Source organism: Ferrovibrio terrae (assembly GCF_943371255.1).
Taxonomy (GTDB): domain Bacteria; phylum Pseudomonadota; class Alphaproteobacteria; order Ferrovibrionales; family Ferrovibrionaceae; genus Ferrovibrio; species Ferrovibrio terrae_B.
Map to the genome: position 1 here is coordinate 16,306 of NZ_CALRUC010000032.1, position 21,172 is coordinate 37,477.

The 21,172-nt window shown below is 64.3% G+C and carries 21 protein-coding genes; 7 read left to right on the forward strand and 14 right to left on the reverse strand.

All coding sequences use genetic code 11. The features are described from left to right. Positions 1 to 3: 3 nt before the first annotated feature. From AAG799_RS09210 to AAG799_RS09240, 7 genes are all read right to left on the reverse strand, one after another. Positions 4 to 2,076, reverse strand: a complete 2,073-nt coding sequence (locus tag AAG799_RS09210) for an adenylate/guanylate cyclase domain-containing protein (RefSeq protein WP_341895531.1) — start codon at positions 2,074 to 2,076, stop codon at positions 4 to 6. Between the two features lie 6 nt (positions 2,077 to 2,082). After that, complete coding sequence (locus AAG799_RS09215; RefSeq protein ID WP_341895532.1) at positions 2,083 to 2,751, reverse strand: hypothetical protein; 669 nt, start codon at positions 2,749 to 2,751, stop codon at positions 2,083 to 2,085. A 66-nt stretch (positions 2,752 to 2,817) separates the two neighbouring features. Further along, on the reverse strand, positions 2,818 to 3,507 hold the full coding sequence (locus AAG799_RS09220; RefSeq protein WP_341895533.1) for a hypothetical protein: 690 nt from the start codon (positions 3,505 to 3,507) through the stop codon (positions 2,818 to 2,820). 97 nt (positions 3,508 to 3,604) lie between these two features. After that, positions 3,605 to 5,332 carry a 30S ribosomal protein S1 gene (gene rpsA, locus AAG799_RS09225; protein ID WP_341895534.1) on the reverse strand — a complete coding sequence of 576 codons (1,728 nt, stop codon included), beginning with the start codon at positions 5,330 to 5,332 and terminating at the stop codon, positions 3,605 to 3,607. A gap of 124 nt (positions 5,333 to 5,456) precedes the next feature. Next, positions 5,457 to 6,110 carry a d(CMP) kinase gene (locus AAG799_RS09230; protein ID WP_341895535.1) on the reverse strand — a complete coding sequence of 218 codons (654 nt, stop codon included), beginning with the start codon at positions 6,108 to 6,110 and terminating at the stop codon, positions 5,457 to 5,459. Positions 6,111 to 6,411: 301 nt separating this feature from the next. Then, on the reverse strand, positions 6,412 to 7,044 hold the full coding sequence (locus AAG799_RS09235) for a transmembrane anchor protein (protein WP_341895536.1): 633 nt from the start codon (positions 7,042 to 7,044) through the stop codon (positions 6,412 to 6,414). A 21-nt stretch (positions 7,045 to 7,065) separates the two neighbouring features. Beyond that, the gene (locus tag AAG799_RS09240) at positions 7,066 to 7,758 is read right to left on the reverse strand and encodes a HupE/UreJ family protein (protein WP_341895537.1); all 693 of its coding nucleotides are present in this window, start codon (positions 7,756 to 7,758) and stop codon (positions 7,066 to 7,068) included. Positions 7,759 to 7,820: 62 nt separating this feature from the next. Here AAG799_RS09240 and AAG799_RS09245 point away from each other — a divergent pair, with 62 nt between their 5' ends. Further along, the gene (locus AAG799_RS09245; RefSeq protein WP_341895538.1) at positions 7,821 to 8,099 is read left to right on the forward strand and encodes a metal-sensing transcriptional repressor; all 279 of its coding nucleotides are present in this window, start codon (positions 7,821 to 7,823) and stop codon (positions 8,097 to 8,099) included. A gap of 20 nt (positions 8,100 to 8,119) precedes the next feature. Then, positions 8,120 to 9,181 carry an EamA family transporter gene (locus AAG799_RS09250; protein ID WP_341895539.1) on the forward strand — a complete coding sequence of 354 codons (1,062 nt, stop codon included), beginning with the start codon at positions 8,120 to 8,122 and terminating at the stop codon, positions 9,179 to 9,181. A gap of 18 nt (positions 9,182 to 9,199) precedes the next feature. Here AAG799_RS09250 and AAG799_RS09255 read toward each other — a convergent pair whose 3' ends face one another. Beyond that, the gene (locus AAG799_RS09255; protein ID WP_341895540.1) at positions 9,200 to 10,129 is read right to left on the reverse strand and encodes a LysR substrate-binding domain-containing protein; all 930 of its coding nucleotides are present in this window, start codon (positions 10,127 to 10,129) and stop codon (positions 9,200 to 9,202) included. 130 nt (positions 10,130 to 10,259) lie between these two features. Here AAG799_RS09255 and AAG799_RS09260 point away from each other — a divergent pair, with 130 nt between their 5' ends. Together AAG799_RS09260 and AAG799_RS09265 are read left to right on the forward strand one after the other, a co-directional pair. Next, positions 10,260 to 11,405 (forward strand): mandelate racemase/muconate lactonizing enzyme family protein, encoded by a 1,146-nt coding sequence (locus AAG799_RS09260; RefSeq protein ID WP_341895541.1) that lies wholly within the window; start codon positions 10,260 to 10,262, stop codon positions 11,403 to 11,405. A 33-nt stretch (positions 11,406 to 11,438) separates the two neighbouring features. After that, a complete protein-coding gene (locus AAG799_RS09265; RefSeq protein ID WP_341895542.1) occupies positions 11,439 to 12,425 on the forward strand; it encodes a tripartite tricarboxylate transporter substrate binding protein in 987 nt (328 codons plus the stop codon). Between the two features lie 13 nt (positions 12,426 to 12,438). Here AAG799_RS09265 and AAG799_RS09270 read toward each other — a convergent pair whose 3' ends face one another. Continuing rightward, a complete protein-coding gene (locus AAG799_RS09270) occupies positions 12,439 to 13,089 on the reverse strand; it encodes an alternative oxidase (protein WP_341895543.1) in 651 nt (216 codons plus the stop codon). 113 nt (positions 13,090 to 13,202) lie between these two features. On the opposite strand from AAG799_RS09270, the gene AAG799_RS09275 reads away from it, so the two are divergent. Both AAG799_RS09275 and AAG799_RS09280 read left to right on the forward strand, forming a co-directional pair. After that, a complete protein-coding gene (locus tag AAG799_RS09275; RefSeq protein ID WP_341895544.1) occupies positions 13,203 to 14,204 on the forward strand; it encodes a DMT family transporter in 1,002 nt (333 codons plus the stop codon). Positions 14,205 to 14,243: 39 nt separating this feature from the next. Beyond that, on the forward strand, positions 14,244 to 14,519 hold the full coding sequence (locus AAG799_RS09280) for a GNAT family N-acetyltransferase (RefSeq protein ID WP_341895545.1): 276 nt from the start codon (positions 14,244 to 14,246) through the stop codon (positions 14,517 to 14,519). Positions 14,520 to 14,578: 59 nt separating this feature from the next. Here the strand turns inward: AAG799_RS09280 and AAG799_RS09285 are convergent, their stop codons facing one another. Together AAG799_RS09285 and trxC are read right to left on the reverse strand one after the other, a co-directional pair. Further along, positions 14,579 to 15,868, reverse strand: a complete 1,290-nt coding sequence (locus AAG799_RS09285; RefSeq protein WP_341895546.1) for an NCS2 family permease — start codon at positions 15,866 to 15,868, stop codon at positions 14,579 to 14,581. Between the two features lie 136 nt (positions 15,869 to 16,004). Further along, positions 16,005 to 16,451, reverse strand: coding sequence for a thioredoxin TrxC (trxC, locus tag AAG799_RS09290; RefSeq protein ID WP_341895547.1), 447 nt, complete (start codon positions 16,449 to 16,451; stop codon positions 16,005 to 16,007). Between the two features lie 245 nt (positions 16,452 to 16,696). Between trxC and AAG799_RS09295 the strand changes: the two genes are divergently transcribed. Further along, on the forward strand, positions 16,697 to 18,733 hold the full coding sequence (locus tag AAG799_RS09295; RefSeq protein ID WP_341895548.1) for an elongation factor G: 2,037 nt from the start codon (positions 16,697 to 16,699) through the stop codon (positions 18,731 to 18,733). A gap of 3 nt (positions 18,734 to 18,736) precedes the next feature. Here AAG799_RS09295 and AAG799_RS09300 read toward each other — a convergent pair whose 3' ends face one another. The 3 genes from AAG799_RS09300 to AAG799_RS09310 are packed head-to-tail and all read right to left on the reverse strand — an operon-like array spanning position 18,737 to position 20,972. After that, on the reverse strand, positions 18,737 to 19,726 hold the full coding sequence (locus AAG799_RS09300) for a hypothetical protein (protein ID WP_341895549.1): 990 nt from the start codon (positions 19,724 to 19,726) through the stop codon (positions 18,737 to 18,739). After that, positions 19,726 to 20,331, reverse strand: coding sequence for a hypothetical protein (locus AAG799_RS09305; RefSeq protein ID WP_341895550.1), 606 nt, complete (start codon positions 20,329 to 20,331; stop codon positions 19,726 to 19,728). The genes AAG799_RS09300 and AAG799_RS09305 overlap by 1 nt, the downstream gene beginning before the upstream one ends. Before the next feature lie 2 nt (positions 20,332 to 20,333). Next, positions 20,334 to 20,972: a response regulator gene (locus tag AAG799_RS09310; protein WP_341895551.1), complete on the reverse strand. Its 639-nt coding sequence runs from the start codon at positions 20,970 to 20,972 to the stop codon at positions 20,334 to 20,336. Between the last annotated feature and the right edge of the window lie 200 nt (positions 20,973 to 21,172).

Genomic DNA, 21,172 nt, shown 5'->3' on the forward strand with positions numbered 1-21,172 from the left:
CCGTTACTTCTCGGTCAGGCTGCGCACCGCCGACCACTGGGCCGGATCCTCGGGCAGCGCCGCGATGCGCTTGAGGAACAACGCCGCCGCCGTGTCGTCGTCCAGTCCCTGCAGCGCCGCGCGCGCACCGTTGCGATCGCCATATGCCAGTGCCGCATGGGCGCGCGTGAAGGCATCCGCCGCAGCCTGCTGTTTGATGTCGGCGCGGCCGTGGCGGGCGAGTGGCTCGAACAGCCGCACCGGCCGGGCCCGCCCGACCACGCGCACCGTGTCGATCATGCGGGCGACAATGGCCGCATCGCCTGCGGCCGACATGGTCGCGTCGCTGACCAGGATCGAGGTGCCATAGGCCTTGTTGGCGCCTTCCAGCCGCGAGGCCAGGTTCACCGCATCGCCCATGGCGGTGTAGTTGAAGCGGCGCGGCGAGCCGATATTGCCGATCAGGACACGGCCGGTATTCAGCCCGATGCGGGTATGCATCACATGGCCGGCGACGGAAAAGCGTTGCGGATCGCTGTGCAGGGCATCGCGCATTTTCAGCGCGGCACGGATGGCATGATCGGCATGCCGGCCGTCATCGACCGGCGCACCGAATACGGCCACGATGGCATCGCCGATATACTTGTCGACGAAACCGCCATGGTCTTCGATGATCGCGGTCATGGTGCTGAAATAGGTGTTCAGGCCCTGCACCAGGGTGGCCGGGTCGCAGGCTTCCGAGATCGCCGTGAAGCCGGCGATGTCGCTGAACAGCACGGTCACCTCGCGCTCCTCGCCACCCAGCACCGGCATGCGTCCGCCGGCCACCATGCGCGCGATCACCACCGGCGGCAGGTAAAGCGAAAACAGTTTGCCGATCAGCCGCCGGTCACGGTCGGCGACGGCAAAACGGTAGGCAACGGTCGCCGCCGCAGCAGTTACCATGGCCGCAGCGATACCAAGCCAGGGCGCCACACCGCCCGCCTGCAGCAACAGCGCAGCGCCCGGTGCCAGCGCCAGCGCCACGGCACCGGATGCTGCCAGCCCGGCTACAAGCGGCAGGTAAAAGACAGCCAGTGCGCTCAACACGGTAAAGGCCAGTGCGGCGGCAAGACTGCCCGCAGCGGGCCAGTCGCGCAGGGCGGTGCCGTCCAGAATGTTGTCGACGGCCGTGGCGTGGATATAGACGCCGGGCGTGCTGTCGCGTGCCACCGCCGCCAGCGGCATGACCGGGTGCACACAGCGTGATGGTGCCGCCGCGCCATCGGCCTGCTGCACCAGGCGCCGCGAGGTCAGGCGACGATCCTCCACATCCAGTACGGTGGCGAAGATCACGACACGGCCGGCGAAATGCCGCTGGAAATACTCTGTCTTGCCAGCCTGGGCGCAGGCATGCAGATCGGCCAGCGAATAGGTCGGGATCGCGCCCGCCGCAGTGTTGAAATTCAGCAGCAGGTTGCCATCCGCATCCCGCTGTGCCACGGCGCCGGTTCCGCCGGCGGCACGCTGCGCCAGTTCGGCGGCGAAGCCGGCCTCGCCTGTGCCATCTGCATTGGCAAAGACCAGCGGCACGCGACGGATCACGCCATCATCGTCTTCAAACACATTGAGCGGGCGGATATTGGCGGCACCGCCGACGGCGACCTGCTGCGCCGCATGCGGCAGGATCGGAAAGGCTGAATGCTGTACCTTGCCGAGCACCAGCCTGCCGGCGCGTGCGGCATTGCGCAGGGCGATCAGGAAGTCGCGCTCGAAGCCGCGCTGGATCGTGTCGAGCGAAGTGGAGTAGACCACATCAAAACCAACCACCGCCGCCTCGCCCGCCACGGCATTGACCACAGGCGCCAGCAGCGGCAGCCAGGTCGCCTGCGGCGTTTCATTGAAAGGCGGACGGCGATAGGTCTCTTCGTCGATGGCGACAACGGCGACATGGCTGGGCTGTGCCGGCGCCGGCAGCAGCCAGTGCCGCAGCGGCATCAGCAGATCGAGCGAGGGGCCACGCAGCCATGCCGCGGCCGGACCACCCGCAAACCCGACCGCCGCGACGGCAGCAATGACGGCGACAACAGCGAGGTCGCGGAGTTTCGCCGGGGCCATGGCCGCCTAGAAGCGGACCAGACGCAGCAGCAGCGGGCCGGCACCTTCGCCGGCATCCAGCGAAATCTGGAACACGGTGGATTTGCCGTTCAGCTCGACGCGGTAATACCCGCCGGCATCCAGCTTCTTGCCGGTCTTGCCGTAATCGAACAGCTTGCCGCTGACCTGGAACACCTGCACGGTTTCGGCCACATCGAGGCGCTCGATGGTGAGCTGGCCCGGCTGCGCCACGGCAAAGGCCGGCGCGGTATACATCAGCACGGCAGAGGGCTCAGGCACTTCGGCCTTCTTGCGGCCGCTGCCCGGCTGGCCACGGAACACCATGGCGGCGCTCTTGCCGGCCTGGCCGAGCGCGAGCTGGTTGGCACCGGCGCATTTCAGCTGTTCCTGCTGCAGCTTGGCACCGGTCACCTTCGAGCCGGTGTCGCCGATAACGACACTGCCGGCCCCGGTGATGGTTTCGCGCATGCAGGACTGCATATAGCCCAGCACCAGCTTGGCCCCGGCCGGCAGAGTGATGGTCTGTCCCGCATTGAGGAAGTCGAAGACATCGACGCCGCTGACCTTGCCGGTCAGATCCTCGACCACGGCCGCCTGTTTGCCCTGCGCCCAGACAGCACTGCTCGCCAGCGTCACGGCGACCAGCAGCAGCATCCATTTCAAACGCCGAATCATACCACCCCTCCGGCTACGACTGGCACGCAGTCTAGCATGGCGGAGCAGCGACGGTAGCGCTTCCGTCTACTGGATCGCCGGGCCGGCGGCATCCAGGCCTTGCCGTTCCAGTTCGGTGGCGACGGCGGCGGCGGCGGCGGCATATTCCACCCCCAGATAGTGATGCAGCGAGGTCGAGACCAGCGGCGGCCCGGCATGGGCCGGCCGGGCCGGCAGCCGGCCATCCTTCACCGCCGCCGCCACCGCCGGGTCTTCCGCCAGGAAGCGGTCGATCAGGCCGGTGGCATAGGCGCGCATCAATTCCGTCTGGCCGTGATAGCCGGTGCCGCCATGGGCATGGCCATACTGCTCCTGCCAGATCACGCCGAGCACGAAACCGAAGGCGCCGCTCGCGGCCTGCGCTTCATCGCGGGCCCATAGCCGGCCGACGACATGCACCACCGGGCTGCGCACCCGCACGAAGGCGCGGGTGTATTCCGGTTCGACACCGGGCAGGCGCATCAGCTCGCCCTGCACCTCGCCGCTGTTGAAGGCGACCACGCCGCGCCGGCCCGGCAGGCCGACGAAAGCAACGCCGGGACAGCCGATGCGGGCGTAGATCGCCTTCATCTCGTCGGCCTGGCGGCGGGTGGCGGGGTCGTTGTCGACGAAGGCGATGCGCTGCGGGCAGCGCATCGGCTGCGCCATCGCAACACACGCGGCGGCCTGCAGCGCGGCCACCAGCACAACAAGACTCCAAACACGACTCAGCAGCATGGCGATATTCGGACACAGGCCTTGGAAAACGGCAACAAAAAAAGCCCCGGCGAATCGCTCCGCCGGGGCCTGTCATAATTCAGAAAGATGACGCGGCTTACTGGCCGGCCTCGTCGTCCTTCTTCTTGCGCATGGCGGCACCCAGGATGTCGCCGAGCGACGCGCCCGAGTCGGTGGAACCGAACTGTTCCATCGCCTTGCGGTCTTCTTCCATTTCCAGCGCCTTGACCGACAGGGTCAGCTTGCGCGCCTTGCCGTCGATGGTGACGATCTTGGCGTCCAGCTTGTCGCCGACCGAGAAGCGGTCGGGGCGCTGTTCGTCGCGATCGCGGCTCAGCTCGGTGCGGCGGATATAGCCCTGCACACCGTCGCCGACGGCGATGGTGATGCCCTTCGGATCGACCGCGGTCACCGTGCAGGTGACGACGCTGCCCTTCTTCAGGTCACCGAGCGACTGGAACGGATCGTTCGCCAGCTGCTTGATGCCGAGGCTGATGCGCTCCTTCTCGACGTCGATGTCGAGAACCTGCGCCTGCACCACCTGGCCCTTGGTGTATTCGGTGATGGCCGCCTCGCCCGGCTTGTTCCAGTCGAGATCCGACAGATGGACCATGCCGTCGACGCCGCCATCGAGACCGATGAACAGACCGAATTCGGTGATGTTCTTGATCTCGCCTTCGATGTTCGAACCGACCGGATGCTTCTCGGCGAAGGCATCCCACGGATTCGACATGCACTGCTTCAGGCCCAGGCTGATGCGGCGCTTGGCCGGATCGACTTCCAGCACCATCACTTCGACTTCCTGCGAGGTCGAAACGATCTTGCCCGGATGGACGTTCTTCTTGGTCCAGCTCATTTCGGAGACGTGGACGAGACCTTCCACACCCGGCTCCAGCTCCACGAAGGCGCCGTAGTCGGTGATGTTGGTGACGCGACCCATGAAGCGGGCGGTGACCGGATACTTGGACTTCACGCCCTCCCACGGATCGGCTTCCAGCTGCTTCATGCCGAGGCTGATGCGCTGGGTTTCCGGGTTCACGCGGATGACCTGAACCTTGACGGTCTGGCCGATCGACAGAACTTCGGAGGGATGGTTCACGCGACGCCAGGCGATGTCGGTGACATGCAGCAGGCCGTCGACGCCGCCCAGATCAACGAACGCACCGTAATCGGTGATGTTCTTGACCACGCCGTCGAGGATCTGGCCTTCCTTGAGGTTGGACACCAGTTCGCTGCGGGCTTCGGCGCGGCTCTCTTCGAGCACGGCGCGACGCGAGACAACGATGTTGCCGCGGCGACGGTCCATCTTCAGGATCTGGAAGGCGGTCGGCTGGCCCATGAGCGGACCGATGTCGCGCACCGGACGCACGTCCACCTGGCTGCCCGGCAGGAAGGCGACGGCACCCGACAGGTCGACGGTGAAACCGCCCTTGACCTTACCGAAGATCACACCTTCGACGCGCTGGTTGGCGGTGAAGCTCTGCTCCAGCTTTTCCCAGGCTTCTTCGCGGCGGGCCTTGTCGCGGCTGATGACCGCTTCGCCCATCGCGTTTTCGATGCGGTCGAGGAAGACCTCGACAACGTCACCGACCTTGATCTCGGCCGCACGGCCGGGACCAGCAAATTCCTTGACCGGCACGCGGCCTTCGCACTTCAGACCCACATCGATGAGGGCGAAGTCATTCTCGATCGCCACGACGATGCCCTTGACGACCGAGCCTTCCATGGCGGAAGACGAGGTGAAGGACTCTTCGAGCAGGGCGGCAAAATTCTCGTTGTCCGCGGAATACTCTTCCGCAGCCTTAACGGCAGGGCGCTTGGCCATATAGTCTCCTAGGAACCCCGGGGTTGGTGGCCTGCCGGCGCTATTCATCAGCGGCCGAGGGGCATGCAGGCATCCGGCGCGACGCAAACGACCGGAGGGTTGGTTTATGGGCCTGAAACCGGCGTCAGGGTTTCAGGGTTGCCGTGACGATATCCACAGCCGCAGCAACGGCGGCTTCTATAGCCAAATCCGAGGTATCCAGCAAGTGGGCATCGCTTGCTGGCCGCAGCGGCGCGGCACTGCGCGCCTTGTCCTGCTCGTCGCGCCGGCGCAGATCGGCCAGCACGCGCTCGAAAGTGACGGTTTCTCCCTTATCAATCAATTCCTTATACCGCCGCTCGGCCCGCACCTCGTCGCGCGCGGTGACAAACAGCTTCACCGGCGCATCGGGGCAGACCACCGTGCCGATATCGCGGCCGTCCAGCACCGCGCCGGGCCGGCCGCCGGGCGGGGTGGCGGCAAAGCGGCGCTGGTAGTCCAGGAGCGCCGCGCGCACACCGGGAATGGCGGCCACTTTCGAGGCGGCAAGGCCGACCGCTTCCGAGCGCAGGTCGGGCGCAGACAGATCTGATTCCTCCAGCGATTCCGCCATCTTGGCAGAAAAATCCGGGTCGGCCGGGTCGCCGCCCGCGCGCCGCACCTTGGCGCCGACGGCGCGGTAGAGCGAGCCGGTATCGAGATAGGCATAGCCGTATTTGTCGGCCAGCCGCCGGGCCAGGGTGCCCTTGCCGGCAGCCACCGGGCCATCCACCGCGATCACTACAGAAGACAATGTCATGCGCCTTGGGTAACCGCCCGCACCGCCGGGAACAAGGGCCGGCCGCCGGTTCGGGTCGGTTTGGGTTCGTTGAGGTCCGTTGAGGTCCGTTCGGGTTCGTTCGGGTTCGTTCAGGTTCGTTGAGGTCCGTTGAGGTTCGTTGAGGTTCGTTCGGGTTCGTTCAGGTTCGTTCAGGTTCGTTGGGGTTCGTTCGGGTTCGCTGGCAGTCGCGGGGTTTTGCCGGAAATCCAGTAAAATCCGTCAAATTAGAACAACTTAGGAACATTAATTCGGATTTCAAGCCCCCCTCGCGGGATACCCCCTACATCACCCGCTTCATGGCAGCGTAGTCGCCCGTGGCGCGGAGGGTGACGCTGACATCCTTGTTGGTGCGGTTGCGCCAGAACCAGCCATGCTGACCATCGAAGGCGGCGGTGAAACTGCCTTCATCCCTGGCCGTGCCGCGACCTTTCTTGTAACTGGTTTCCTTGCCGCCGCCGTCGGCGTGCAGGTCGTAATTCACGTCGCCGGTCGCAGTCCAGCTGTAGCTGGCCTTAGCACCCTGCTTCATCGCCAGCTTGATCTCCGCGCCCTGGCCCGGCTTCAGCGTGATCGTCATCTCGTCGCTGCGGGGCACAGCCGCCGCCGTCTGCGCGACGGCCGAGGAGATCAACAGACGCCCGAGCAGCGTGCCGATGCCGGACTTGCGATCCAGCAAAATTTCCTGATCGCGGCGGCGATCTTCCTCAGCTTCCTTCGCCAGCTGCTGCTTGATCTCGCCCATCTCCGCCAGGCCGAGCGCGCGGCCGATGCCGGTCGGGTCGATGCCGTATTCGGCAGGCAGCACAAGCGTGACCAGAATGGCCGCTGCCGCGACGATGGCGATGACGGTGGAGCGGATCAGCTGCTGCGTTGTCGGCAATTCGGCGCGGGTCGGCAGGTCGGTGTTGTACATGGCGGGAGTCCTTCTGCGGGCTCAGGAAATGAAATAGCCGGTCAACTGATAGCCGATCAGCACGAAGCCGGCCGTCATCAGCACGACATTCGCGGTATAGGCATGGCGGACGAAACTTGGCGTGCGTCGCCAGTAGCCCATGGCAACCAGAATGGCGGCCAGCGCCAGAATCTGGCCGATCTCGACGCCGATATTGAAGGCGATCAGGTTCGGCAGCAGGCCATCGGGTGAAATCTCGTAATCGATGATCTTGCTCGCCAGACCGAAGCCGTGAAAAAAGCCGAAGACCAGCGTGGCCAGCCTGGTATCCGGCTGAAAGCCGAACCAGCGCTGGAAGGCGCCCAGATTGTCCAGCGCCTTGTAGACGACCGACAGGCCGATGATCGCGTCGATCAGGTAGCTGTCAATGCCGATGGAGAAATACACGCCCAGCAGCATCGTGGTGGAATGACCCAGCGCGAACAGGCTGACATAGAGGGCGATATGCTTCATCCGGTACAGGAAGAAGATGACGCCGAGCAGGAACAGGATGTGGTCGTAGCCGGTGACCATATGCTTGGCGCCCAGATAGGCGAAAGGCAGCAGGTGGATGCCGGTGACCTCCTGAATATAGCCCTTGTCACCCTCTGCCACGGCATGCGCGAACACGGGCGAGACCCAGAATAGCGCTGCCAGCAGCGCCCCGATCAGGCCCATCAGTCGCCAGGATTTCATACCGGTCACAGACTGTGCTCTCTCGCTTGTCATATCCTCCCCGGGGGGATACCATATCGGGCATGAGCGAGCAACATCTGCACAGCAGCCATCCCGCCATCGCGAAGCGGCTGAAGCGCGCCGAGGGCCATCTGCGCAGCATCACGGCGATGATCGAGGGCGGCCGTTCCTGCCTCGACATCGCGCAGCAGCTTCATGCCGTGGAGAAGGCCATCGCCCAGGCCAAGAAGACGCTGATTCAGGATCACATCGATCACTGCCTGGAGCAGGCGACGGATGCCGCGCCACGCCAACGGCAAAGCGCTGTCCGCGCGTTCAAGGACATCACCAAGTATCTCTGACGGCCACAGGGGCTCGTCGCATGCGCATCTTCGCCCGAACCCGTACTGGTGTTGCTGCCGCGCTGGGATCGGCCGTGCTGTTTGGCGGCAGCACGCCTTTTGCCAAGGCACTGCTGGGCGAGGTTTCGCCATGGCTGATGGCCGGGCTGCTCTATCTTGGCGTCGGGATCGGTCTTGGGGCACTGCGCCTTGTCACTGCGATCCGCGCCGGCCAGCCGGGCGAGGCGCCGTTGCGCCGTGGCGATCTCGGCTGGCTTGCCGCCATCGTCCTGTTTGGCGGCGTGGCCGGGCCGCTGCTGCTGATGGTGGGCCTGACCTATACCCCGGCTGCCTCGGCCGCCCTGCTGCTGAATCTGGAAGGGCTGGCGACCCTGGGCATCGCATGGCTGGTGTATCGCGAGAATGTCGATCTGCGGATCGGAATCGGCGCGGCAGCCATCCTGCTGGGGGCCATGATCCTGTCGTGGCAGGGCGGCATTGACGGCCTGAACCGCGGGTCGCTGGCCATCGCCGCCGCCTGCCTGTGCTGGGGCATCGACAACAACCTGACCCGCAAACTGTCCGCGGCCGATCCCGTACAGATCGCCACGATCAAGGGGCTGGTGGCCGGGATCGTCAATGTCGGGCTGGCCCTGTCTGTCGGCAGCGCCCTGCCGGACGGATGGCGGATCGCCCAGGCGATGACCATCGGGCTTGTGGGCTATGGCATCAGCCTGGTGCTGTTCATCCATGGCCTGCGGCATCTGGGCGCGGCACGCACAGGTGCGTATTTCTCGCTGGCGCCTTTCATGGGGGCAGCCGTGGCCGTGTTCGCCTTTGGCGATGCGATGACGCCGCAGTTAGGCATCGCCGCCGGGCTGATGGGCATCGGCCTGTATCTGCATCTGGCCGAGCGTCATGAACATGACCATCATCATAAAGAGCGCATCCATGAACACGCCCATAGCCATGATATCCACCACCAGCATGACCATGCGCCGGCCGATCCGCCGGGGGAACCGCATGTGCATCTGCACCGCCACGCCCCGATGATCCACCGCCATCCGCATTTCCCCGATATCCACCACCGGCACCGCCACTGAGCCTGGGCTTCGGGTCCGTTATCGGCTGCGCCGCCGCCCGGCCGCCGGCACGGTGAAATTCATTTCCGAGGCCACCTGCTGCAGGGTCTTGAGAAATTCCTGCGCCAGGCGCGACAGCGGCCGGTCGCGCGCCTGCAGGATGCGCGCCACGCTTTCGGCTTCGGGCTTCAGCGGACGGATCACCAGATCGCTGCCCTGCACACCGCCGAAGGCGAAGCCATCCAGCAGGGCGATGCCGGCGCCGGCGCGCACCAGCGCCAGCGCGGTGGCCGATTGCGTCACCTCGACCGCGACGCGCAGCGGCACATTGGCATCGGCGAACAGCCGGCTGGTCTGGTTGCCGAGCGGCAGATGGCGGCTGAGGCAGATCAGCGGCGCAGCCGTGAGATCGGCCGGATGCAGCACGGCCTTTTTCGCCAGCGCATGCCGGCGCGGCAGCACGCAGCCCAGTTTGGTCGCGCAGAGATCGCCGACGATCACGCCCGCACTGGCAATCGGCCCGATGATGACGCCGAGATCGGCGCGGTAATCGGCCACGCGGTTGGCGATCTCATGCGCGGTCAGCGCCTGGATCACCACAGAGACATCGGGCCGCGCGGCGCGAAAGCGCTGCACGGCTTTGGGCAGCAGGGCATTGGCCAAGGCGGGAATCGCCGCCAGCGTCAGCGTGCCCGACTGCCCGGTGCGCAATCCGCCGGCCAGACGCTGGGCGGCGTCGATGGCGGCAAAGGCCGCGATGGTTTCAGGGAACAGCGCATGCGCCTCTGCCGTGGGCAGCAGGCGTTTCTTCTGCCGCACGAACAGCGCGAAGCCGAGCCGCTGTTCGGCATGCTGCAGCAGGCGGCTGACGGCGGGCTGGGTGATGTTGAGCGCCGCGGCAGCCGCGGTGACGCTGCCCAGTTCCATGACACGGCGAAACACATCCATTTCCCGCAGGCTCAACAGCATGGCATCTCGCGCAGGCTCAGCAACATGGTTCATAATTCCAGGACATGATCTCAGGTCAAATCGGCATTTGAATATATGACCCCGGCCGCGACAATACGAGCCCGATAAAAAGCAGGTCCGGGAGGACGCAGTGAAGGTTGTCGAGATTCGCGGCTATCAGCTCGGCTTTTCGCCCATGCCGGCGATCGGCAATGCCCGCACCTTCATCCGCCGCCGCGATTTCCTGCTGCTGCAGGTGATCACCGATGCCGGGATCAGCGGCTGGGGCGAGGTGTTTGCATCGCCGCATGCCGCCGGCGCACTGGTGCAGGCGCGGCTGGCCGGCATGGTGCTGGGGGAATCGCCGCTGCACTATGGCCGGCTGTGGGACCGCATGATGGCTGGCATCGGCTATGACCGGCGCGGCGTTGCCATGATGGCGATTTCCGCAATCGACATGGCGCTGCACGATATCGCGGCCCAAGCGCAGCAGACCAGCGTGGCCGCGATGCTGGGCGGTCGGTTGCGCGATCAGGTCTTTGCCTATGCCAGCGGGCCGTTCATTGCCGAGGGCAGCGATCCCTATGGGCAGTATCTGCACGACACGGATGCCTATCTGAAGCGCGGCTTCCGCGCCATCAAGCCACGCGCCGGCTTCGATCCGCGCGCCGATGGCGCGATGGCCAACGGCCTGCGCCGGCATGTCGGCCCCGAGATCGGCCTGATGGTCGATATCAACCAGGGCTACACGGCGCGCGCCGCCATCGAGTCTGCGCGCCGCATGCAGGATGCCGAGCTGTTGTGGATCGAGGAACCGGTGCTGCCCGAGGATATCGCCGGCACGGCCGCCGTGGCCGCCGCCGTGCCCACCGCGATTTCCGGCGGCGAAGCCCTGGCCAGCCTGGCCGCCTTCCGCGACTTCCTGGTGGCCGGCACCTTTTCGATCCTGCAGCCCGACCTGACGGTGTGCGGCGGCTATAGCGGCTTCCAGCGCGTCGCCGCGCTGGCGGCGGCCTGGGACCTGCCGGTGATGCCGCATGTGTTCGGCACCATCGTCAACCAGCGCGCCGCCCTGCAGATGGCGGCCCTGCTGCCGGCGCGGCGCGGCGGCGGGCCCGCGCCCTACCCCTATATGGAAATCGATGCCACGCCCAATCCGCTGCTGACCGTGGCCGGCGAGATGACCGTGGGCCGCGACGGCATGATGGCGGTGCCGGATGCACCCGGCACCGGGCTGGATCTCGACCCCGAACGCCTGGCGCCCTGGCTGACCGCGACATGGCGCTGCACGCCGTAACCGCCTATCCATAAAAAACCGGAGGAACCCGTCATGACCAAGATCACCCGACGCACCGTCGTCACCGCGCTGGCCGCACTCGGCGGCGCCGCGCTGGCACCGCGGCTCGCCTTTGCCGCCAGCTGGCCGGAGCGGCCGGTGACCATCGTGGTGCCGTTCCCCGCCGGCGGCAGCAACGATGTGCTGGCGCGGCTGTTCGCGCAGAGCTTCAGCCAGAGTTTCGGCAAGCCCTTCGTGGTGGAGAACCGTGCCGGCGCCAATGGCAATATCGGCGCCAATGCGGTGGCGCGCGCCGCGCCGGACGGCTACACGCTGCTGCTGTCGGGCAACGGGCAGAATGCGATGAACCATGCGCTGTACAGCCAGATGACCTATGACTCGCGCAAGGACTTCGTGCATATCGGCCAGATGGGCTCGGTGCCCAATGCGCTGCTGGTCTCGGCCGATTTCCCGGCGCAGAGTTTCAAGGACTTCATCGCGCTGGTGAAATCCAAGCCCGACCAGATCGCCTGCGCCAGCCCCGGCAGCGGCTCGTCGGGCCATCTGGCGATGGCGATGCTGCAGCATACCGCCGGCATCAAGCTGCAGCATGTGCCCTATCGCGGCGCCGCACCGGCGATCACCGATGTGATCGGCGGCCAGGTCAATGCGGTGATGATCAATGTGGATATCGCGCTGCCGCATGTGCGCAGCGGCAAGCTGAAGGTGCTGGCGGTGACCAGCCCGGCGCGCAATCCGCTGTATCCCGATGCGCCGACGGTGGCGGAATCTGGCTTCCCCGGTTTCTCGGCGATTGGCTGGATGGGCCTGTCGGCACCGGCCAAGACGCCGGCCGAGATCGTCGCGCAGATCAACAAGGCGATGAATGCCACGCTGGCCGAAGCGCCGATCAAGGAACGCTATGCCGCCGGCGGCTATATCCCGGGCGGCGGCACGCCCGAGGCCTATGCCGGCTTCATCGCGGCCGAGATCGACAAATGGGCCAAGGTGGTGAAGGACACCGGCGCCTCGATCGAATGAGGCGCGGCCGGCGCTAGGCCTCTGCGGGCTTCGCGCCGGGCCGTTCGCCGGCCAGGATATCGGCGAAGCGGTGATTGACGTCGCGGTGCTTGCCCTCGTCCGTGCGGGTGGCCAGCACCACGTCGCGCAGGGTGGCCGTGGCCGGCAGCTTCCAGTAATCGATGGCGATCTGCGGCGCGGCGACATTGGGATGCCGGCCGGCGTCGATCTCCGCCAGATAATGGGTGTAGCTGACCACCGCCTCCTCCTCCAGATAGCCGACGATGCGGTGGGCGGTTTTCGGCGCCAGCAGGTAGAGCAGGAAAAAGGTGTTGAAGAACCCGCCCTGCACCAGCAGCACCAGCAGGCGCTCCAGCGCATTGGGCTTGGCGATGGCGACAAAGACCATCAGATGCATGCGCTCGTTCTCGGCCTCCTCCAGCAGGGTGTGAATCCAGCCGCGATCGTCGCTCATGCGGCGCAGGCTTTTCAGATGCACCAGCATGCCGCCGACCATGCCCGGCACGGCGGCCACGGTTTCCAGCACCACGGCGCGATGGCCATAGCGGCGGGCGAAAAAGGCATCGGCGAAAAAGCGCATCGTCTTCACCACGATCAGCGCGATACGGTCGGAAAGATCGGTGGGCGTGTGATGCGGCGGGGTTTCGCTCCGGTCCGGGGTCATGACGGGCTCCTGTTGCCTGAGGGCTGGTTCCAGACTAAGTGGCACGCGCGGCCGGGCAAAGGGCCTTTGTGCTGAAATGCCGGCGATTGGCCGCGCCTGGCGCACCATCCCAGATGGCATACCGGCCGGCGGGGAATTCCGCTCAAGGCCAGGCGGAAGTCTTTTCATTTGCCCGGCCGGCGCGCAGCGGCTACGCCTGCGCCATGGAATGGGCATGGATACCGATCACCATCTGGGCTGCCGCCTGCCAGACCGTGCGCACCGGCCTGCAGAAGCAGCTGAAGGGCCGGCTGAGCACCAATGGCGCCAGCTTCGTGCGCTTTGCCTATGGCCTGCCGCTGGCCGTGGTCTATCTCGCCGCCTGCCTGTATTTCACCGCCAGGCCGCTGCCCGGCACGCATCTGGAGTTCTACGCCTGGACCGCCATGGGCGGCGTGGCGCAGATCCTCGCCACCAACCTGCTGATTCTCGCGCTCTCGATGCGCAACTTCGTGGTGGCGACGGCCTATTCCAAGACCGAAGCTCTGCAGGCCGCCGCCTTCGGCATGCTGATCCTGGCCGAGCCGGTGAGCGCGTCCGGCGTCGCCGCCATCGTGATCGGCACCATCGGCGTGCTGCTGATCTCGCTGAAGGGCAGCGACAATGCGGCGCGCGCCTTCCTGTTCGGCTGGATGGAAAAATCGGCGCTGATCGGCATCGGCTCGGGCGCGCTGTTCGCCGTGTCCGCCATCGGTTTCCGCGCCGCATCGCTGTCGCTCGATGAAGCCTTCCTGCCGCTGGCCGCCGCCACCACGCTGGTGCATGCGATCATGCTGCAGATCGGGCTCATGCTGGCCTATTTACTATGGCGCGAACCGGGCGAACTGCGCCGGGTGATCGCCGCCTGGCGGCCCGGGCTGGTGGTGGGCATGGCTTCGGCGGCGGGGTCGGCCGGCTGGTTCACCGCCATGGCGCTGATGACGGCGGCCTATGTGCGCATGCTGGGCATGAGCGAGATGATTTTCACCTTCCTGATGTCGTATTTCGTCTTCCGCGAAAAACCGTCGCGGGCCGAGATCATCGGCGTGGTGGTGCTGGTGGGCGGCATCCTGCTCGGCCTGGCTGTACGGAAATAAGGGCTTGCCCGGCGCGCCCGTCTTTCCCAGATTAGGGACATGAGCGAGATCGTCACCGACAATATGGCCCGCAGCCAGTATGAACTGCCCGTCGCGGGCCAGACCGTGTTCGCGCGCTACCGCCGCCAGGACGGCGTGGTCAGCATCCTGCATGTGGAAGCGCCGGTCAGTTTGCGCGGCAGCGGCGCCGCCGGCCGGCTGATGCAGGGCATCGTCGAACTGGCGCGCAGCCAGAATGAAAAGCTGGTGCCGCTGTGCAGCTATGCTGCCGCCTGGATGCGGCGCCACCCTGAGAGCGCCGACCTGCTGGCATAAGCAAAAAAATGGGCGGCCCTTTCGAGCCGCCCATCCGGTATTGGCTGCGGCGCAGTGTCTTATGCCACCGCCAGCTTGATGACGAACAGGATGGCCAGGATGCCCATCACCGGATGCACATCCTTGGCGCGGCCGGACAGGATCTTGCCGACCACATAGGCGATGAAGCCGAGCGCAATGCCGGTGGCGATCGAAAACGTCAGCGGCATCGCCACCATGGTGACCACGGCGGGCGCATATTCGGTGACATCCTCCCAGTCGATCTTGACCAGGCTGGAACACATCACGCAGGCGACGAAGAACAGCGCCGGCGCGGTGGCAAAGGCCGGGATGCTGGTCGCCAGCGGCGCGATGAAGATGGACAGCAGGAACAGCACCGCCACCACCACCGCCGTGAGTCCGGTGCGGCCACCGGCGCGGATGCCGGCGGCGGACTCGATATAGCTGGTCACCGTGGAGGTGCCGAGCGCGGCACCCACCATGGTGGCGAGCGAGTCGGTGATGAAGGCCGGGCCGATCCGCTTCAGGCGGCCTTCGCTGTCCATCATGCCCGCACGCGGCGCGATCGAGATCAGCGTGCCGGTATTGTCGAACAGGTCGACCATGAAGAAGGCGAAGACGATGGAGATCAGGCCGACCGAAAGCGCGCCCATGATGTCCATCTGCAGGAAGGTCGGCGCCAGGCTCGGCGGCGCCGAGAAGATGCCGTTGAACTTGGCCAGTCCCATGGCAATGCCGATCACGGTGATGGCGAGGATGGCGATCATGATGGCGCCCGGCACCTTGCGGTAGTCCAGCGCCATGATCAGCACGAAGCCGAGGCAGGCCAGCAGCGCGGTCGGCGTGCCGATCTTGCCGAGCGTGACGATGGTGGCCGGATGCGCCACCACCAGGCCGGCGTTTTGCAAGGCGATGATGGCGAGGAACAGGCCGATGCCGGCACCAATCGCCATCTTCTGCGACATCGGGATGGCGTTGACGATTTTCTCGCGGATCGGCAGCACCGAAATGATCAGGAAGATCACGCCCGACAGGAACACGGCGCCGAGGCCGACCTGCCAGGTGTGGCCCATGCCGAGCACCACGCCGTAGGTGAAGTAGGCGTTCAGGCCCATGCCCGGCGCGAGCGCGACCGGATACTTCGCCCACAGGCCCATCAGCGCGCTGGCCAGCGCCGCGCCGAGACAGGTGGCGACGAAGGCGGCGCCCTGGTCCATGCCGGCCTTGGACATGATCATCGGGTTGACGAAGATGATGTAGGCCATGGTGAGGAAGGTGGTGAGGCCGGCGAGCAGCTCGACCTTTACCGTGGTGCCGTGTTCGGCAAGTTTGAAATAGCGCTCAAGCATGAGTGGCTCCCCGTCTGCCCCTTGGGCACTGCACGGCGAAGCGCACCCCCCGGTACGTCCCCCCGCCGAATCAGGCCTTCGACTTTAGTATGAAACTGCGGCGGGAAACACAGATTCCTTGCGACTCGCCATGGTCTTACGGGCGTGCAGCCAGACTCTGTTCGACCCAGCGCTGCAGCTGCGCCAGCGGCATGGCGCCGGCGATACGGGCCAGCTCGCGGCCATCGCGGAACAGCGCCAGGGTCGGGATCGAGCGGATATTGAAGCGCGCCGCCAGCGCCTGCTCGGCCTCGGTGTCGAGCTTGCCCACGCGCAGATGCGGCTCGAAGGCCGCGGCGGCCTGGTCAATCACCGGCGCCATCATGCGGCAGGGCCCGCACCAGGCGGCCCAGAAATCCACCAGCAGCGGCAGGCCGGCCGCCGCCGCATGGCGGTCGAAATTCGCCGCCGTCAGCGTCACCGGCCGGCCGGCGAATAGCGGCTGGCCGCATTTTCCGCATTTTCCGCCATCGGCGCGACGCGCGGGCGCCACCCGGTTCACGGTGCTGCACTGCGGGCATGGGATAAGAAGCTGATCGCTCATGATAACTCCTGCGCGACGGACCATGGGGCCGGCCTGTCGCCGTTTTCACACATGTATTAGCGATTCCTAAAATAACAAGACCGCCGGCCACAGCCCGCGGCGAATCCGCTATCGCCAGAGCGGGTTCTGTGGAATCCTCTTGGCAGGGTTAAACGCTGTTCCGTCCGTCTGAGACCGGCAGCAGAACCGGTCCCATCCGCCGCCAGGCTTGCTGCATTCCCGTGCCGCAACAGAGGAGACCGACCATGCCCAACACCTCTAAAACCTCGCCCAGGGTCGCAGCCATCGTCGGCCCATACACGGCCGGCAAGACCACCCTGCTGGAAGCCCTGCTGTTCGTCGCTGGCGCCATCCCGCGCAAGGGCTCGGTGCCCGCCGGCACCTCGGTCGGCGATGCGGCGCCCGAAGCGCGCAGCCGGCAGATGACCATCGAGCCCAACCTGGCGCATTGCACCTTCCTCGACGATCCCTGGATCTTCCTCGACTGCCCCGGTTCGGTGGAACTGGCGCAGGAAGCCTTGAGCGCGCTGATGGTGGCCGATATCGCCATCGTGGTGGCCGAACCCGATCCGGCGCGCGCGGTGACACTGGCGCCACTGCTGCGCTTCCTCGACGAGCGCCGCATCCCGCATGTGCTGTTCGTCAACAAGCTGGACAAGACCAGCATCCGCATGCGCGACCTGCTGGCCGCATTGCAGCAGGTGTCGGCCAAGCCGCTGGTGCTGCGCGAGGTGCCGATCCGCGACGGCGATGCCGCGATCACCGGCTATGTCGACCTGGTGTCGGAGCGCGCCTATCGCTGGCGCGACAACACCACATCCGACCTGATCGAGATGCCCGACAGCATACGGCCGCGCGAAACCGAAGCGCGGCAACAATTGCTGGAGACCATCGCCGATTTCGACGATGCGCTGCTGGAACAGCTGCTGGAAGACCGCGTGCCGGCACCCAAGGACATCTACAGCCGCCTGAGCAAGGATCTGGCCGAAGACCTGATCGTGCCGGTGTTCTTCGGTTCGGCCGACCATGGCAATGGCGTGCTGCGGCTGTGGAAGGCGCTGCGCCACGAGGCCCCGCATCATGACGAGACCGCGTTACGGCTGGATGTCGACGCGGATGGCGGCGATCTCGGCGCCACGGTGTTCAAGACGCTGCACCAGGCCCATACCGGCAAGCTGAGCCTGGCGCGACTATGGCGCGGCAGTGTGGCGGAGAATGCGCAGCTGGGCGGCAAGCGGCTGGGCGGACTCTATCGCCTGATGGGCGGACAATCGGAAAAGGCCGCGCAGGCCGGACCCGGCGATATCGTCGGGCTGAGCCGGCTGGAAGAGATCAACACCGGCCAGTATCTGAATGGCACCGGCCATGGCCGGCCGATTGCCGACTGGCCGGTGGCGGCAGCGCCGGTGCATGCCGTGTCGCTGCACCCGACCGACCGCAAGGACGAGGTGAAGCTGACCACCGCGCTGCACAAGCTGCAGGAGGAAGACCCCAGCCTGGTGGTGGAACAGGGCGGCGGCGAGTTGCGGCTGAAGGGCCAGGGCGAAATTCACCTCAAGCTCAGCATCGACAAGCTGCAGAGCCGCTTCAATGTCGGGGTGCACAGCAGCGCACCGCAGACCGCCTACAAGGAAACCATCCGGCACGGCACCCACCAGCATGCCCGCTTCAAGCGGCAGTCCGGCGGCCATGGCCAGTTCGCCGATATCAAGGTGGAGATCGCACCGCAGCCGCGCGGCGGCGGCTATCACTTCGTCAACCGCGTGGTCGGCGGCGCGATCCCGAAAAACTTCATCCCCGCGGTGGATGAGGGCATACAGGACTCGCTGGTGCGCGGGCCGCTCGGCTTCCCGGTGGTGGATGTGAGCGTGACGCTGGTCGACGGGCAGTATCACGCGGTGGATTCATCGGATCAGGCCTTCCGCACCTGCGGCGGCCTGGCGATGAGCGAGGGCCTGAGCAAATGCGGGCCGGTGCTGCTGGAGCCGATCCAGGCCGTCACCTTCACGGTGCCGACCGAATATACCGCGAAGGTGCATGCCATCGTGTCGTCGCGACGCGGCCATATCCTGGGCATCAGCGCGCGTGCCGACTGGCCGGGCTGGGACGAGATCGACTGCTATCTGCCCGAAGCCGAGATGCACGACCTGGCCATCGAACTGCGCTCGATGACCCTGGGTGTCGGCAGCTTCAGTGCAAAATTCGACCACCTGCAGGAGTTGGCCGGCAAGCTGGCCGACCGTGTGGTGGAGGATCGCAAGCGACTGCTGGCGGCGGCGTGATGCTTAACTGAAATCCAGTGTATTACCCGGCTCTTGGTCTCGCCGCGGCACCCAGTCTGTGGCGAGATCGAGAACCGAACGGGCTTCCATTGGCCAGTCGCGTTGCATGGCTAGCTTCTGTATCACTCCTGGCTCAAAACCCATTCGCATAACGAAATTGGTAATGCCGCAGTAGTCGAGATCGATTAGATCGACTGGTGCACGCAATGACTTCCACAAATAGGAATTGCTCCGCGCCGTAGTCACGTTTCGGGCATAAGCCAAGGCCATAGGCTCCAGCCTCCGAATCACTTCTTCGGCTTCAGCAGGCCCCTCTTCAATCATGATCGTATCCGTATAGGACTGCACCTCTGCGCTGCCTGTATGGTTGACAAGCAAAATACGCAACCATGCGAGATACACGTCGAGCGGAAGACTTTGCGGACCTATCGGTAGGGCGCCATAAGGAAGCAGATGGGCTAGGAGTATGCGTAAATCCTGCGCATACTCAGTGCATACCTCACGATAACCAGCCATCGCTAGACCGAGATATAGCCGTTGTACCTGGTACTGCAGTGGGAAGGGGATCGGGGAAGGCGTACTCGGATCACGTCCCTCCATCTTCCTCGTCTCTTCCTTACCGATCTGCTCCAATTCGCGCATATGGTTGACGATTTTTCCCAACCACATTCCGGCATCACTCCGAAACAGAAGTTCAGACGGACTCCTGTGCTTCGTATATGCAGAAGCTAAGAATAAGCCGAAAGGAATTTCGGCCTCCAGAAAATGGTTAACGGCTCTGATGACTAACCTTTCGGCACGCTCGAAATCGTAGAGGAATGCAGTACGCGCCGCTTTCAGATACGACGTGGCAACCCGCAAATGCCACTGCACTTGCGGCCTGCCATCATCAATTTGAGGTATTTCGATCAGGTGTCTCGCAACGTGCTCATGAAACAAGCTGATGCGAACTACAGTCTCTTTATCTAACCCAAGAGTTTCTATGATCGCCATCAGAAGTGACTCCGAATATTGGAGAGTTGTTCGGGCGGATCGAACCCCGGATTGGAGCATCCACTTACAAAGCTGACCAAGCCTTTCCCGTCCCCACTCCACTTCTCAAAACGTTCAATTTGGTTGCATGGAATATAGACCTTGGCCGTAACCTCTCCTTCAGTCTGATAGGCGGAATAACTGCGGTAAACGTTCAATTCTCCAACCCGCTCACTAACGCCTTCTACTCCAGCTGCCCGGTGCAATCCGACAATCGTCCAGCAGTAGAAAATATAGCCATTGTGCAGGCCGCCATCAGTCGCAAAGTCTAGCGCTGTTTCCAATGCGCCATGCAGATGATTTGTCTGTAACCCAGAATCCCGCTCCATACATCCTGCTGCGAGGGAGATGAAAGGCGTGTCATGTCGAATCACTGCATAATTATTCACATGCAAAGACAGATTGGCTTGCGTCAATTTCTGCCGAATTCCCAACGGAGTTATTTTACCAACGCGACGCCACCAACTGCATTGAATACCACCACGCCAGAGCATGTCTTGAGCATCGCTATCGTTAATCCCATCGACTCCACCACTAATTCCCTTGACACACCATTGCACATACATGGTCAAAGCCTCCGGCGCTCAAGTGCATCTGCCACCAAGTGCAGCAGTTCCACGGGCTTCTCAGTGATCCCGAAGACAGATCGTGGTATTTCTTTCTGTGCATCCTGGGGGCCGCAATAAATGATCAGCAATGGCGACGAAGCGGAGAGCTTACGCGCAAATGCAATCCCTTCACCGGGAATACCATTCCGGTTCATGTCTGAGAGAATCAGATCATAACCCAGGCTAGCAGCGCTTAATTCTCTGACGGCATCCTTGCTTGATTGTACCAAGTCCACAGATACACCCAGGCTTTTCAAAGCCTCAATTTCATGCATGTTGTTTTCCGGGTGATCATCGACCCACAGGATTCTCGCATTTTTGAATGAGTGTCCGACCAGTGAGAGACGATTCAGCAAGCGGTTCTGAATTTTACTGGAGAACGGCTGCGACTTCTCTTCTGCCGCCTTTTTTATCTCTTCTTCTGCCAGCTGCAGCTTAATGCCCAGACCTTCGAACGCCTTAAGCCGTCCCAGTGTCCGAATGATGGGTTGACGATAAAAAATCAGTATCCCGATAACAATGAGCGGCCACAGAGTACCCGGCACGATCCGGATCAGCTCAGCCCACCATGCGACTGCCGCTTCTTTATTGTCAGCCATAAGACGCCCCTGCCTATCCCCAGGTGTATCTTGCCGTCACAGATTGACAATGCAATCGCACATTCCGCGTGAGTCATACGTGAGTAGTCATTCTAGATAAAAAATCAGTCGGCATCCGCCACGGCCCGGGCGAGGCCGGGCATGAAGCGGGCGGCATGGGTATAGGTCGGCGCATCGCCGCTGCTCTGGTCGGTTTCGAA